The organism is Massilia sp. GCM10023247, assembly GCF_042653325.1.
GTDB lineage: Bacteria > Pseudomonadota > Gammaproteobacteria > Burkholderiales > Burkholderiaceae_D > Telluria.
On record NZ_JBHSIB010000011.1, the window covers coordinates 1 to 13,454 of the forward strand.

10 protein-coding genes are annotated in these 13,454 nt (G+C 66.3%); 5 read left to right on the forward strand and 5 right to left on the reverse strand.

The window, feature by feature from the left end; translation table 11 throughout:
• Nucleotides 1-84: 84 nt before the first annotated feature.
• On the reverse strand, nucleotides 85-1,230 hold the full coding sequence (locus ACFPAH_RS10380; protein WP_379744408.1) for a GNAT family N-acetyltransferase: 1,146 nt from the start codon (nucleotides 1,228-1,230) through the stop codon (nucleotides 85-87).
• Between the two features lie 76 nt (nucleotides 1,231-1,306).
• On the opposite strand from ACFPAH_RS10380, the gene ACFPAH_RS10385 reads away from it, so the two are divergent.
• Together ACFPAH_RS10385 and ACFPAH_RS10390 are read left to right on the forward strand one after the other, a co-directional pair.
• Nucleotides 1,307-3,355 carry an NAD(+) synthase gene (locus ACFPAH_RS10385; RefSeq protein ID WP_379744410.1) on the forward strand — a complete coding sequence of 683 codons (2,049 nt, stop codon included), beginning with the start codon at nucleotides 1,307-1,309 and terminating at the stop codon, nucleotides 3,353-3,355.
• A 24-nt stretch (nucleotides 3,356-3,379) separates the two neighbouring features.
• Nucleotides 3,380-3,718 carry a P-II family nitrogen regulator gene (locus tag ACFPAH_RS10390; protein ID WP_379744412.1) on the forward strand — a complete coding sequence of 113 codons (339 nt, stop codon included), beginning with the start codon at nucleotides 3,380-3,382 and terminating at the stop codon, nucleotides 3,716-3,718.
• Nucleotides 3,719-3,839: 121 nt separating this feature from the next.
• On the opposite strand, the gene ACFPAH_RS10395 is transcribed toward ACFPAH_RS10390, so the two are convergent.
• From ACFPAH_RS10395 to trxB, 4 genes are all read right to left on the reverse strand, one after another.
• Nucleotides 3,840-4,448: a trimeric intracellular cation channel family protein gene (locus ACFPAH_RS10395; RefSeq protein ID WP_379744414.1), complete on the reverse strand. Its 609-nt coding sequence runs from the start codon at nucleotides 4,446-4,448 to the stop codon at nucleotides 3,840-3,842.
• Between the two features lie 102 nt (nucleotides 4,449-4,550).
• The gene (locus ACFPAH_RS10400) at nucleotides 4,551-6,719 is read right to left on the reverse strand and encodes an ATP-binding protein (RefSeq protein WP_379744416.1); all 2,169 of its coding nucleotides are present in this window, start codon (nucleotides 6,717-6,719) and stop codon (nucleotides 4,551-4,553) included.
• A gap of 148 nt (nucleotides 6,720-6,867) precedes the next feature.
• The gene (locus ACFPAH_RS10405; RefSeq protein WP_379744418.1) at nucleotides 6,868-7,530 is read right to left on the reverse strand and encodes a Smr/MutS family protein; all 663 of its coding nucleotides are present in this window, start codon (nucleotides 7,528-7,530) and stop codon (nucleotides 6,868-6,870) included.
• A 38-nt stretch (nucleotides 7,531-7,568) separates the two neighbouring features.
• Nucleotides 7,569-8,528: a thioredoxin-disulfide reductase gene (gene trxB, locus ACFPAH_RS10410; protein WP_379744420.1), complete on the reverse strand. Its 960-nt coding sequence runs from the start codon at nucleotides 8,526-8,528 to the stop codon at nucleotides 7,569-7,571.
• A 195-nt stretch (nucleotides 8,529-8,723) separates the two neighbouring features.
• Between trxB and ACFPAH_RS10415 the strand changes: the two genes are divergently transcribed.
• The 3 genes from ACFPAH_RS10415 to ACFPAH_RS10425 all read left to right on the forward strand — a co-directional run bounded on the left by ACFPAH_RS10415 (nucleotide 8,724) and on the right by ACFPAH_RS10425 (nucleotide 13,362).
• The gene (locus ACFPAH_RS10415) at nucleotides 8,724-11,192 is read left to right on the forward strand and encodes a DNA translocase FtsK (RefSeq protein ID WP_379744422.1); all 2,469 of its coding nucleotides are present in this window, start codon (nucleotides 8,724-8,726) and stop codon (nucleotides 11,190-11,192) included.
• A 105-nt stretch (nucleotides 11,193-11,297) separates the two neighbouring features.
• Entirely contained in the window at nucleotides 11,298-11,930 is a 633-nt protein-coding gene (lolA, locus tag ACFPAH_RS10420) for an outer membrane lipoprotein chaperone LolA (protein WP_379744424.1), read from the forward strand.
• A 127-nt stretch (nucleotides 11,931-12,057) separates the two neighbouring features.
• Nucleotides 12,058-13,362: a replication-associated recombination protein A gene (locus tag ACFPAH_RS10425; protein WP_379744426.1), complete on the forward strand. Its 1,305-nt coding sequence runs from the start codon at nucleotides 12,058-12,060 to the stop codon at nucleotides 13,360-13,362.
• Nucleotides 13,363-13,454 lie beyond the last annotated feature (92 nt).

Here is a 13,454-nt window from a genome sequence, read left to right on the forward strand (position 1 = left end):
CAGCAGTGCAATGATCATAAAAGGTGTTACCTATGTCCCTAGCCAAGTGTTTAGGATGTCCCTGTGCTGAATAGGGACTCCACCCTACGCCTTGAACGGGTTCCGCTCGTTCAGCTCGCTCATGTAGTCGTCGATCCCGCCCGCCTCGCGCTCCAGGAAGCGTTCGATGGCATCCGCGAACGAAGGATGCGCCAGCCAGTGCGCCGACCAGGTGCGGGTCGGCAGGAAGCCGCGCGCCATCTTGTGTTCGCCCTGGGCGCCGCCCTCGAAGACCCCGATGCCCTGTTCGATGCAGAACTCGAGCGGCTGGTAGTAGGCCGCCTCGAAATGCAGGCAGGGCACGTGCTCCAGTTCGCCCCAGTAGCGGCCGTAGAGGGTGTCGGCCGTGTGGATGACGAGCGAGGCGGCGATCGGCCGGCCTGCGCGCTCGGCGATGACGAGCAGGATATTGTCGGGCATGGTGGCGCCGATGCGCCGGAAGAAGTCCAGGTTCAGGTAGGGCGTCGAATAGTGGGCCGCATAGGTATGCCGGTAGCAGCGGTTGAAGAACACCCAGTCGGCGTCGAGGGCGTCGGCCCCGCGCACCCGCCGCAGGGTCACGCCGGCATCAAGGACCTTGCGCCGTTCGGCGCGGATGTTCTTGCGTTTCTTCTGCTCGAGCGTGGCAAGGAAGTCGTCGAAGCCGGCGAATCCCTGGTTCAGCCAATGGAACTGCACGCCGCTCCTGAGCAGGAACCCTGCATCGGCCAGCTGGCGCGCGTGCTCTTCCGGCGGGAACAGGATGTGGGTCGACGACACGCCGCTTGCCTGCTGGGTCGCCGTCAGTACCTCGATCAACGCCGCGCGCGCGGGCGCGTCGCGCGCCAGCAGGCGCGGGCCGGCCACCGGGGTGAAGGGAATCGCGCACAGCAGTTTCGGATAGTAGTCGAGCCCATGGCGCTGGTAGGCGTCGGCCCAGGCCCAGTCGAACACGTATTCGCCATACGAATGCTCCTTGACGTAAAGCGGCATCGCGGCCGCCAGCTGCTTGCCATCGTAGAGCGCGATGTACTGCGGCTGCCAGCCCGTCTCGGGCGCCGCGCTGCCCGATTCGTGCAGCGCGTGCAGGAAGGCGTAGGACAGGAAGGGGTTGGTGTCACCCTGCAGCGCGAGCAGGCCATCCCAGGCCGGCTGGCCGATCTCGGACAGGGAAGAGGCGATATGCGTGCGATAATTCAAAATTGCTTTCATACCTAGAAAAGAAGTGCGTTCGAGAGGGCCTGGCCAAGGTGACTCCGCACTTTTTGACGCACTGCGAAAGGCCAAGATGAACGACCGTTTTTATAACCTGTACGCGCATGGCTTTGCGCGCGTGGCCGTCGCGATCCCGCGCTGCCGCATCGCCGACCCGGCCTACAACGTGGAGCAGACCATTTTACTGGCGCGCCAGGCGGCAGAGCAGGGCGCGGCACTGGTTGCATTCCCGGAACTGGGCTTATCAAGCTACAGCTGCGAAGACCTGTTCCACCAGCGCGCTTTGCTGGAAGCCTGCGAGGCCGCGCTGCTGGCCGTGGTCGAGGCATCCACCGAGCTGCCCCTGGCGATGGTAGTGGGCCTGCCCCTGCGGGTCAATCACCAGCTGTTCAATTGTGCGGCGGTGGTCGCCGGCGGGCGTGTGCTCGGCCTGGTGCCGAAGAGCTTCCTGCCGAACTACGGCGAATTCTACGAGTCGCGCCAGTTTTCGAGCGCCGATTGCGCCGCCGTCGAGGCCGTGCGCCTGTTCGGCGAGGACGTGCCCTTCGGCCCGCACCAGGTGTTCGAAGTCGAGAACCTGCCGCTGCTGCGCTTCCATGTCGAGATCTGCGAAGACGTCTGGGTGCCGGTGCCGCCGTCCTCGTTCGCGGCGATGGCCGGCGCGACGGTGCTGGTGAATCTGTCGGCCTCGAACGTACTGGTCGGCAAAAGCACCTACCGCCACCAGCTGGTGAGCCAGCAGTCGGCGCGCTGCATGGCGGCCTACCTGTACACCTCGGCCGGGCGCGGCGAGTCGACCACCGACATGGCCTGGGACGGCCAGGCGCTGATCTACGAGAAGGGCGACCTGCTGGCCGAGTCGGCGCGTTTTCTGGACGAATCGCACATCATCTTCGCCGACGTCGACCTCGAGCGGATGTCGCAGGAGCGCATGCGCGCGACCACCTTCGCGCAGTCGGCGCGGCGCCACGCCGACGAGGTGGCGAAGTTCCGCGTGCAGCGCTGCCTGCTTGCGCTGCCGTTCGAAGGCAGGCTGCCATTGCAGCGCGAAGTCGAGCGCTTCCCCTACGTGCCGGCCGACCGCGCGCTGCGCGACGAGCGCTGCACCGAGGTCTACAACATCCAGGTACAGGCCCTGATCCAGCGCCTGTACTCGAGCGGCATCGAGAAGGTGGTGATCGGCGTCTCGGGTGGGCTCGATTCGACCCACGCCCTGCTGGTCTGCGCGGCCGCCATGGACCGCCTCGGCCTGCCGCGCACCAACATCCTCGCCTACACCATGCCGGGCTTCGCCACCAGCGGGCGCACCCTCAAGCAGGCGCACGAATTGATGCGCGTGGTCGGCTGCACGGCGCGCGAAATCGACATCCGCCCGAGCTGCCTGCAGATGCTGCGCGACCTGAACCACCCTTACGCCGAAGGCAAGGAGCAGTACGACGTCACCTTCGAAAACGTGCAGGCGGGAGAGCGCACGAACCACCTGTTCCGGCTCGCGAACCACCTGGGCGCGATTGTGATCGGCACCGGCGACCTGTCCGAGCTGGCGCTGGGCTGGTGCACCTATGGCGTGGGCGACCACATGTCGCACTACAACGTCAACGCCAGCGTGCCCAAGACCCTGATCACCCACCTGGTGCGCTGGGTGGCCGAAACCGGCGCCGTGGTCAAGGGCGGGGAAGAGGTGCTGCTGAATATCCTGAATACGGAAATCAGCCCCGAGCTGGTGCCCGGCAAGGAAGGCGACGACAAGCCGGCCCAGATCACCGAAAGCGTGATCGGCCCCTACGAGTTGCAGGATTTTAATTTGTACTACACCCTGCGCTACGGCATGCTGCCCTCGAAAGTGGCTTTCCTTTCCTGGTCCGCCTGGCATGCGAAGGCGGAAGGCCGTTGGCCGGACGAGCATGGATCGCGCAACGAATACCTGCTTGCCGACATCAAGCGTCACCTGAAAACCTTCCTGTGGCGCTTCTTCAAGACCAGCCAGTTCAAGCGCAGCTGCGTGCCGAACGGGCCGAAGGTCGGCAACGGCGGTTCGCTCTCGCCGCGCGGCGACTGGCGCGCCCCGAGCGATTCGGAGGCGACCGTCTGGCTCGACGACTTGAAGAATATTCCTGATTAAAAACCGAGACAACAAGGAGCAGACATGAAGCAGATTACCTGCGTAATCAAACCGTTCAAACTCGACGAAGTACGCGAGGCGCTGGCCGACGTCAACGTCACCGGCCTGACCGTCACCGAAGTCAAGGGCTTCGGCCGCCAGAAGGGCCACACGGAACTCTATCGCGGCGCCGAATACGTGGTCGACTTCCTGCCGAAGGTCAAAATCGAGGTGGTGGTGGACGACGCCATCGTCGAGCAGGTGGTGGACGCCATCATCAAGGCCGCGCGCACCGGCAAGATCGGCGACGGCAAGATTTTCGTGCAGGACGTGCAGCAGGTGATTCGCATCCGTACCGGAGAAACCGGGCCCGACGCGGTCTGAATCGTAGGGTGGACGGGTCTTCCCGTCCACGCGTCGATAGTCAAGGGCTTCGACGTCGCGCGCGCTGATCTCGCCGCCAACGATCACCGCGTGGACGGCAAAGCCGTCCACCCTACGCCGCTCAGCGCCCCATCTGGATATCGAACTTCCACGTCACCAGCCGCAACACGCTGATGAACAGCGCGCTGCTCCACAGCGCGAAATCGTGCGACACGCTCGTGTACAGGCCCATCAGCAGGAACATCCAGTTGCCCAGGAAAGCGCAGATGGCGTAGGGTTTGCCGTCGCGGAACACCATCGGCACTTCGTTGCAGACGATGTCGCGCAGCACCCCGCCGAAGATCCCGGTGATCACGCCCATCATCGAGGCGATGAAGAGCGGCATGTTGGCGTCCAGCGCGGCCGAGACCCCGGCAATCGAGAACAGGCCCAGGCCGACCGCGTCGGCAATGACGATCAGGCGCTCGGAGACGATGTGGCGCAGGGTGCGGATCAGGGGCGAGGCGATCAGGGCCAGCACGAAGATCAGGATCGCGTATTCCTGGTGCGTGACCCAGAACAGCGGGCGCCGGTCGAGCAGGATGTCGCGCAGGGTGCCGCCGCCGAAGGCGGCGATGAAGGCGACGGTGAACACCCCGACCAGGTCCATGCGCTTGCGGCGCGCTTCGATGAAGCCGGAGAATGCGCCGACCAGGATCGCCATGATTTCGATGAACTTGATGAGGGTCATGCAGGGGACCGCGCTGTTGGCATGTTGCTAGCCTAACATGCCGAGCCGGCCCGGCGGTAGCGCATGCATGCGAAATGCATGCGCTCGCAATCGGGCCGGCGATCAGGCCGGTTCGGACAGCGGCAGGCGCACGCTGAAGGTGACCTCGCCGGCGTCGAAACGGTAGGCGATCTCGCCGCCGTGCTCGCGCACGATGCTCGCCACGATGTACAGGCCCAGCCCCATGCCGGTGCGGTTGCGCGGATTCTGGAGCGAGCTGCGCTTGAACGGGTTGAACAGCGAGGCGGCCAGGTCCTCCGGGATCGGGTCCCCTGCATTCGCCACTTCGAGATTGGCCCAGCCGTGGCTGGTCAACAGCCGCAGCTGGATCGCGGTGCCGACATGGCCGTGGTGGCGCGCATTGCTCAGCAGGTTGGACAGCACCTGGGCCATGCGTCCGCTGTCGGCGCGCACCCAGGTCGGGCCCGGGCTCGCGTATTCATAGCGGATCGCCGGATAGGCCAGGCGCATCTCGTCGACCAGATCGGTGGCCAGCTCGGCCAGGTCGAGCGGCTCGAGCTGCAGGCCCAGGCCCAGGCCGCCGTCGATGCGGCTCATGTCGAGCACTTGCCCGATCAGGCGCTGCATGCGGTTGCTGGAGGACTGGATGCGCTTGCCCAGCGTCGGCTGGTTGTTGCCGCGCTCGAGCAGGGTGCCGGCCATGTTGATCGAATGGAGCGGATCGCGCAGGTCGTGGCCGAGCATGGCCAGCAGCTGGGCGCGGGTCGATTCGGTCTGGGCGCGGCGCGCGTTCGAGGCGCGCAGCAATTCCGACAGCATCAGGCGGGCGTTGTCGAGCACCGCCGCTTCCCACGGGTGGGCGCGTCCGGCCACGGTTTCGTGCCAGGCGTCGAAGGAGCCGCGCGGCGTCAGGCGCGCGCCGTGCGGTCCCCACTCGACCGATTTTTCGGGGCGCCCGGCCCAGTAAACGTGTTCGATCTGTTCGGTCCGCAGCAGCAGGCACCAGCCGCCGCCCGGCGGGTCGAAGGGCAGGGCCAGCATGCCGACCCATTTGCCCAGCAGCGGCTGCTGTTCGGGCGGCCACTCGCCCACGTGTTCGCGCACCAGCAACTCGCTGGCATCAAGCGGCAGCGCGCTGGCGATGGTTTCGGCCGTGTCGCGCTCGATCGGGCCATGGCGCACCAGCTTGCCGTTATGGAGGCAGAGCATGGCCTGGGAACCGGTCGCCTCGAGCATCGAGCCGGCGTGGCGCTCGAGCGCGTCGAGCGGTTCCTCGTCCACCAGCAGCGACTCGATCAGGTCGGTGCGCACGCGCGCCGCGCGTTCGACCAGCGCGGCGTCCAGGCGTGCTTCGATGCTCTGGATGGTCGAGGCCAGCACTTGCGCCAGCACGTCGGCCGCCATCCGGATGGCGTAGGGCACGGCCTTCGGCGTCATGTGGTGGCAGGCCAGCAGGCCCCAGAGGCGCCCGTTGATCACGATCGACACGCTCATCGAGGCCTGCACGCCCATGTTCTGCAGGTACTCGACGTGGATCGGCGAGACGCTGCGCAGCACGGCGAAGCTCATGTCGAGCGGGGTGGCGCCGGGCGCGCCCAGCAGCGGGACGGGCCGGTACCCGATGTCGGCAATCATGCGCAGGGTGTTGAGCACGTACAGGCGGCGCGCCTGGGCCGGGATGTCGCCGGCCGGGTAGCGCTGGCCGAGGTAGGGCGGCAGTTCGGCGCGGCGCGCCTCGGCCACCACGTCGCCGCTGTCGTCGGGGCGGAAACGGTAGGCCATGACGCGGTCGAAGCCGGTGAACTCGCGCACCTGGCGCACCGCCGTTTCCAGCAGGGCGTCGATGTTGCGCTGGCGCCGCACGCGCTCGATCGAGCTGTGCGCCTTGACGGCGAACAGGGCGACCTCGTCGGCAGGCACCGCGCGCGATTCGAATTCGGCAACGATGCGCCCCTGGCTTGCGTGCACGATCGCGTCGTAGTCGCGGCCGTCGACCGCGACCGCCGCCATCGCCGGCGGACATTCGCCGTCGACCAGCAGCCCGGCGCAATCGGCGATCAGGTCGAGGCCGGCCGGCGGCAGCGGCAGTTTGGCGAAGCTGTGCCCGAGCTGCAGGAAAGGCTGCAGGAAGGGCGGGACGTTTTCGCTCCAGCCGGCCAGCAGGCCGTCGCCGTCCATGAACAGGAGGAAGCCGTGCGGCTGGATCGATCCGGGCGTATGAATCGGCTCGTCGGCACAGGAGGCCAGGTCGACCTGGCGGGGGGCGGGCATGGGCTCGGCCGGAACTGGCTTCAATTATCTTCCCTAGAGGTGGGCAACGCGTGGGCGGGCCGCAGGATGGGCAGCCGCCCGCGGAATGGTAGGGATTTTACAATGACAAGACCGGAACGTGCTGTAACGCTTGGTCACCGGCGCCTTCCTACAGGTCGAGCGCGGGCTTGAGCAGCACGATCAGCGCGCCGTTGCCGCCATCGGCACGGCCGGCCACGCAAAAGGCGACCACCTCGTCGAGCTGCACCAGCCAGCTGTGCACGACCGAACGCAGCACCGGCTGGCCGCCGGGCGAGCCGTAGCCGACGCCGTGGATGACGCGCACGCAGCGCAGGTTGCGGCGCAGGACGCGCCGCACGAAGTCGCCGAGCTGGCCGCGGGCGGCGTCGACGGTCATGCCGTGCAGGTCGAGTTCGGCCTCCACCTTCCAGTGGCGCTTGCGCAGCTTCTTGACGACGTCGGGGCCGACCCCGGGCGCGGCCCAGGACAGCGTCGGGTCGTCGTCGAGCAGGCCGTCGACGTCGAAGGCGTCCGACAGCGACTGCTGCAGCACCAGGGCGTCGTCTTCCTCCTGGCTCAGCGGCCGCGGGCGGGACGGCTGCTCGCGCAGCAGGGCTTCCTGCACCGGGCGATAGACGTAGCGGTTCGACTCGGGCATGCGCTTGACGCCTTCCATGGCGCTGCGGAACTCGACCGCGCGTTCGCGCGCGATGCGCTCGCGCTTTTCGCGCTCGGCCTGCTCGATGGCGCGCAGCCGTTCCTCTTCCTTGAGACGGTCGCGCAAGGATTTCAGGTCAGCAAAGTCTTTCATGCCCGCCATCGGCTTCCACCTGCATCAAACACTGCGTGTCACGAATCTTCGAGGGCCTCGAGGTAGCGCTGGGCGTCGAGCGCGGCCATGCAGCCGGTGCCCGAGCTCGTGATCGCCTGGCGGTAGACATGGTCCTGCACGTCGCCGGCCGCGAACACGCCCGGCACGCTGGTGGCGGTGGCCATGCCTTCCAGGCCGCTGCGGGTCTTGATGTAGCCGTTGTGCATGTCGAGCTGGCCTTCGAAGATCATCGTGTTCGGCTTGTGGCCGATCGCCACGAACAGGCCGTGCACGGTCAGGTCTTTCTGGCTGCCGTCCGCGGTCGAGCGGATCTTGAGGCCGGTGACGCCGCTGTTGTCGCCGACCACCTCGTCCAGCGTGTGGTTCAGTTCCAACACAATCTTGCCTTCCTTGACCTTGTGCATCAGGCGGTCGACCAGGATCGGCTCGGCGCGGAACTTGTCGCGGCGGTGGATCAGGGTGACTTTCGAGGCGATGCCGGCCAGGTAGAGCGCTTCCTCGACCGCGGTATTGCCGCCGCCGATGACCGCCACTTCCTGGTTACGGTAGAAGAAGCCGTCGCAGGTGGCGCAGGCCGACACGCCGCGGCCCATGAAGGCCTGTTCCGATTCCAGGCCGAGGTACTGGGCCGAGGCGCCGGTGGCGATGATCAGGGCGTCGCAGGTGAATTCGTGCGAGTCGCCGACCAGGCGGATCGGCTTTTCGTTCAAATAGGTCGTGTGGATGTGGTCGAACACGATCTCGGTATTGAAGCGCTCGGCATGCTGCAGCAGGCGCGCCATCAGTTCCGGGCCCTGCACGCCCAGCGGGTCGCCCGGCCAGTTTTCGACGTCGGTCGTGGTCATCAGCTGGCCGCCCTGTTCGACACCGGTGACCAGCATCGGGCTCAAATTGGCGCGCGCGGCGTACACGGCGGCGCTGTAGCCGGCGGGACCGGAACCGAGGATCAGGACTTTAGCGTGTTTCTTAGTGGTCATTGGGTGCGAAGAGTAGTGAATATGTGATGGGAAACTGGGGACGGGGCGACGGGAATCAAGGCCGCCCGATGCGGGGCCGATTATAGACGATGATGCGTTGGAGAACCTATCTCAGCATGAATCAGCGGCCTGTTCAGCGCCATATGGCTTAGAATGGCTGGATTCCGCATAAAGCGAACAGATCGACGCAGCAGCATGAGCAAGAAGAGTCCCGCCACCCCTACCAACGTACCCCGCAACACGTCACGCACGCCGTTGCCAAGCCGCCTCGCGCGCCTCCTGCTGGAAGCGCGCTGGATCGCCATGGCCGTCGTGTTCCTGTACTTCGTGATGATTTTGCTAAGCTACAACAAGGCTGATCCGGGGTGGTCGCACGCGAACACGGTGCCGGACATCGCCAACATGGGCGGGCGCGCCGGCGCTTGGATCGCCGACCTGATGCTGTTCATTTTCGGTTTCTCGGCCTGGTGGTGGGGCGTGCTGTTCCTGCGCGCCGTCTGGCGCGGCTGGCGCCACCTGACCGGCAAGCTGGCCGCCCCGAGCGAACCGGAACACCAGGACGAATTCATCATCCGCTGGATCGGCTTCGCGCTGATGTTTGCCGGCAGCGTCGGCCTCGAGTACCTGCGCATGTGGTCGTGGGACGTGGAACTGCCGCGCTCGCCCGGCGGGGTGCTGGGCCAGATGCTGGGCCATGCCGCCCAGGTCGCCTTCGGCTCGACCGGCGCGACCTTGCTGCTGCTGCTGCTGTTCGGCCTCGGCTTTTCGCTGTTCTTCCAGGTGTCGTGGCTGGCCGTTGCCGAGCGCATCGGCGAAAAGATCGAAGCGACGCTGGACTGGTTCCGCCTGCGCGTCGAGGACCGCGAAGACCGCCGCCAGGGCATCGATGCGGCCGAGCGGCGCGACGAGGCGCTGGTGTCCGAGCGTACCCGCGGCGACAAGCCGGCGCCCGCCCGGCGCGCCGAGCCGCAGCTCGCCCAGGGCGATGCGGACGCCCCGGCGCCGGCGCCGAAGCTCATGCCCAATCCCGCGCTGGCGGTTGCGCCCGCGCTCGCTGCCGAGCCGGCCGCGCCGTCGCCGATCAAGATCGAACCGCAGATGCTGTCGGTGCCGAAAGGCGAGCGCGCGCACAAGGAGCAGCAGACGCCGCTGTTCCGCGACCTGCCGGGCGATTCGCCGCTGCCGCCGCTGTCCCTGCTCGACGAGCCGCCGCCGGTGCAGGAAACCGTCGCCGTCGATACCCTGGAATACACCAGCCGCCTGATCGAGAAGAAGCTGTCGGACTTCGGCGTCGAAGCCAAGGTCGTGGCCGCCTTCCCGGGCCCGGTCGTGACCCGCTACGAGATCGAGCCCGCCACCGGCGTCAAGGGCAGCCAGATCGTCAACCTGGCGCGCGACCTGGCGCGTTCGCTGTCGCTGACCTCGATCCGCGTGGTCGAGACCATCCCCGGCAAGAACTACATGGCGCTCGAGCTGCCGAACCCGAAGCGCCAGATCGTGCGCCTGACGGAAATCGTCGGCTCCAAGGTGTATAACGACAGCCCCTCGAACCTGACCGTCGCCCTGGGCAAGGACATCGCCGGCAAGCCGGTGGTGGCCGACCTGGCCAAGATGCCGCACCTGCTGGTGGCCGGCACCACCGGTTCGGGCAAGTCGGTCGGCATCAACGCGACCATCCTGTCGCTGCTGTACAAATCCGATCCGGCCGACGTGCGCCTGATCCTGATCGACCCGAAGATGCTGGAAATGTCGGTCTACGAAGGCATTCCGCACCTGCTGGCGCCGGTCGTGACCGACATGCGCCAGGCCGGCCATGCGCTGAACTGGGCGGTCAACGAGATGGAGCGCCGCTACAAGCTCATGAGTAAGCTCGGCGTGCGCAACCTGGCCGGCTACAACGCCAAGATCGCGGAGGCGGCCAAGCGCGAGGAGCACATCCCGAACCCGTTCTCGATCATGCCGGACAATCCGGAGCCGCTGGAAAAGCTGCCGACCATCGTCATCATCATCGACGAGCTGGCCGACCTGATGATGGTCGTCGGCAAGAAGGTGGAAGAGCTGATCGCGCGTATCGCGCAAAAGGCGCGCGCGGCGGGCATCCACCTGATCCTGGCGACCCAGCGTCCGTCGGTCGACGTCATCACCGGCCTGATCAAGGCGAACATCCCGACCCGTATCGCGTTCCAGGTGAGCTCGAAAATCGACTCGCGCACCATTCTCGACCAGATGGGCGCGGAAGCGCTGCTGGGCATGGGCGACATGCTCTACATGCCGCCCGGTACCGGCCTGCCGGTGCGGGTGCACGGCGCCTTCGTCTCGGACGACGAAGTGCATCGAGTTGTAAAACATCTTCAATCGCTGGGCGAGCCGAATTACATTGAAGGCATCCTCGAAGGCGGCACGCTGGAAGAGGGCGGTGCGGGCGGTGGCGGCGATGCCATGGCCGGCGAAGGCGGCGGCGAGTCCGACGCCATGTACGACCAGGCCGTGGCCGTGGTGCTGAAGAACCGCCGCGCCTCGATCTCGCTGGTGCAGCGCCACCTGCGCATCGGCTACAACCGCGCCGCGCGCCTGCTCGAGCAGATGGAGCAGAGCGGCGTGGTCTCGCCGATGCAAAGCAACGGCAACCGCGACATCCTCGTGCCGGCAACCCAGGCGGAGTAGAACGGAGGGGCGTAGGGTGGATGGCTTCGCCGTCCACGCGTTCAACGCACCGATGCACTGCCGCGCTGCTTACATCAAATGCTTCGCGCACAACAAAGGACCACGATGACCATCAAAAACAAACTTGCCCTGCTGATCGCCACCGCCACCCTGGCCCTGTCCGGCGCCACCCACGCGGCGGCCCTCGACCAATTCAAATCCTTTGTTGCCAACACCAAGTCGGCCAAGGGCGAATTCACCCAGCAGCAGCAACGCAAGTCCGCCACCAGCAAGGTGGCCCCGGTCTCGAGCGGCAGTTTTGTCTTCGCCCGTCCCGGCAAGTTCATCTGGAACTACCAGAAACCCTACGACCAGCTGCTGCAGGCCGACGGCGACCAGCTCTACGTCTACGACAAGGACCTGAACCAGGTCACGATCAAGAAGCTGGGCAACGCGCTCGGCTCCTCGCCGGCCGCGATCCTGTTCGGCAGCAACGACCTGGAAAAGAACTTCACCCTGTCGGAAGCGGGCACCCGCGACGGCCTCGAATGGCTGAACGCGGTGCCCAAGGCGCGCGACACGAGTTTCGAGCAGATCAGCATCGGCCTGAAGAACGGCGTGCCGGAAGCGATGGAACTGAAAGACAACTTCGGCCAGACCTCGGTATTGAAATTCACCCGCTTCGAGCGCAACCCGGCGCTGGGCGCGCAGCAGTTCAAGTTCGAGATTCCGAAGGGTGCGGACGTGAACAGGCAATGAACCGCCACTAAGCGGGACGCGGCGGCGCCCGTGCATGCCGCAAGGCGAGGGCGCTTCGGCTACACTAGCCACATGTACAACACGCTCCTACGCCCCATGATCCCGCCACGCGCCACCGGAGGCCTCCGTGGATGACCTGTTCCGCAACGAGCCGGCCGCGCCGCTGGCCGAGGCGCTGCGCCCGCGCACGATCGAAGAAGTCATCGGCCAGAGCCACCTGCTGGGGCCGGGCAAGCCGCTGAACCTGGTCTTCAAGTCCGGCAAGCCCCATTCGATGATCCTGTGGGGCCCGCCCGGGGTCGGCAAGACCACGCTGGCGCGCCTCACCGCCTACGCCTTCGACTGCGAATTCATCGCGCTGTCTGCCGTGCTGTCGGGCGTGAAGGACATCCGCGCCTCGGTCGAGCAGGCCGAGCAGTACCTGGCGCGCGGCAAGCACACGATCCTCTTCATCGACGAGATCCACCGTTTCAACAAGTCGCAGCAGGACGCCTTGCTGCCCTTCGTGGAGTCGGGGCTGGTGACGCTGATCGGCGCCACCACCGAGAACCCCTCGTTCGAAGTCAACTCGGCGCTGCTGTCGCGCTCGCAGGTATATGTGCTCAAGGCGCTCACCGACGACGAGATGCGCCTCTTGCTCAAGCGCGCCCAGGAACGGGTGCTGTCCCACCTGCAGTTCGACGAGATCGCCGTGAGCACCCTGATCGGCTACGCCGACGGCGACGCGCGGCGCTTCCTGAACCTGCTGGAGCAAACCAAGACCTCGGCCGAGACCTCGGGCATCACCCAGATCACCGGCGACTTCGTCGATAACGCGCTGACCCTCAATTCGCGCCGCTTCGACAAGGGCGGCGACAATTTCTACGACCAGATCTCGGCCCTGCACAAGTCGGTGCGCGGCTCGCATCCGGATGCGGCCCTGTACTGGCTGTGCCGCATGTTAGACGGCGGCGCGGACGCCAAATACCTGTCGCGCCGCATCGTGCGCATGGCCTGGGAAGACATCGGCCTGGCCGACCCGCGCGCGCTGCAGATCGCGAACGACGCCGCGACCACCTACGAGCGCCTCGGTTCGCCAGAGGGGGAGCTGGCGCTCGGCCAGGCCGTGGTCTACCTGGCCATTGCCGCCAAGAGCAATGCGGGCTACAACGCCTTCAATGCGGCGATGGCCTTCGTGCGCAAGGACAAGTCGCGCGAAGTGCCCGTGCACCTGCGCAATGCGCCGACCAAGCTGATGAAGGAACTCGGCTACGGCCACGAATACCGCTACGCGCACGACGAGCCGCACGCCTATGCGGCCGGCGAAACCTACCTGCCCGACGGCCTGCCGGAGCCGGGCTGGTACCAGCCGGTGCCGCGCGGGGTGGAGGCGAAGATCGCGGAGAAGCTCGCTTTCCTGCGCCAGCTCGACGCCGACGCCGGCGAGGGCTGAATCTCGCTGTAGAACACCGGCCCACTTGGTACAATTGCAGGTTTGGCACACTGCGTGGCACACTGCGCGACATACTGCCGGCCTGACCCATA

Coding starts and splice junctions, on each gene's coding strand:
- ACFPAH_RS10380 (WP_379744408.1), bottom strand. CDS start 1,230: ATGAAAGCAATTTTGAATTATCGCACGCATATCGCCTCTTCCCTGTCC.
- ACFPAH_RS10385 (WP_379744410.1), top strand. CDS start 1,307: ATGAACGACCGTTTTTATAACCTGTACGCGCATGGCTTTGCGCGCGTG.
- ACFPAH_RS10390 (WP_379744412.1), top strand. CDS start 3,380: ATGAAGCAGATTACCTGCGTAATCAAACCGTTCAAACTCGACGAAGTA.
- ACFPAH_RS10395 (WP_379744414.1), bottom strand. CDS start 4,448: ATGACCCTCATCAAGTTCATCGAAATCATGGCGATCCTGGTCGGCGCA.
- ACFPAH_RS10400 (WP_379744416.1), bottom strand. CDS start 6,719: ATGCCCGCCCCCCGCCAGGTCGACCTGGCCTCCTGTGCCGACGAGCCG.
- ACFPAH_RS10405 (WP_379744418.1), bottom strand. CDS start 7,530: ATGAAAGACTTTGCTGACCTGAAATCCTTGCGCGACCGTCTCAAGGAA.
- trxB (WP_379744420.1), bottom strand. CDS start 8,528: ATGACCACTAAGAAACACGCTAAAGTCCTGATCCTCGGTTCCGGTCCC.
- ACFPAH_RS10415 (WP_379744422.1), top strand. CDS start 8,724: ATGAGCAAGAAGAGTCCCGCCACCCCTACCAACGTACCCCGCAACACG.
- lolA (WP_379744424.1), top strand. CDS start 11,298: ATGACCATCAAAAACAAACTTGCCCTGCTGATCGCCACCGCCACCCTG.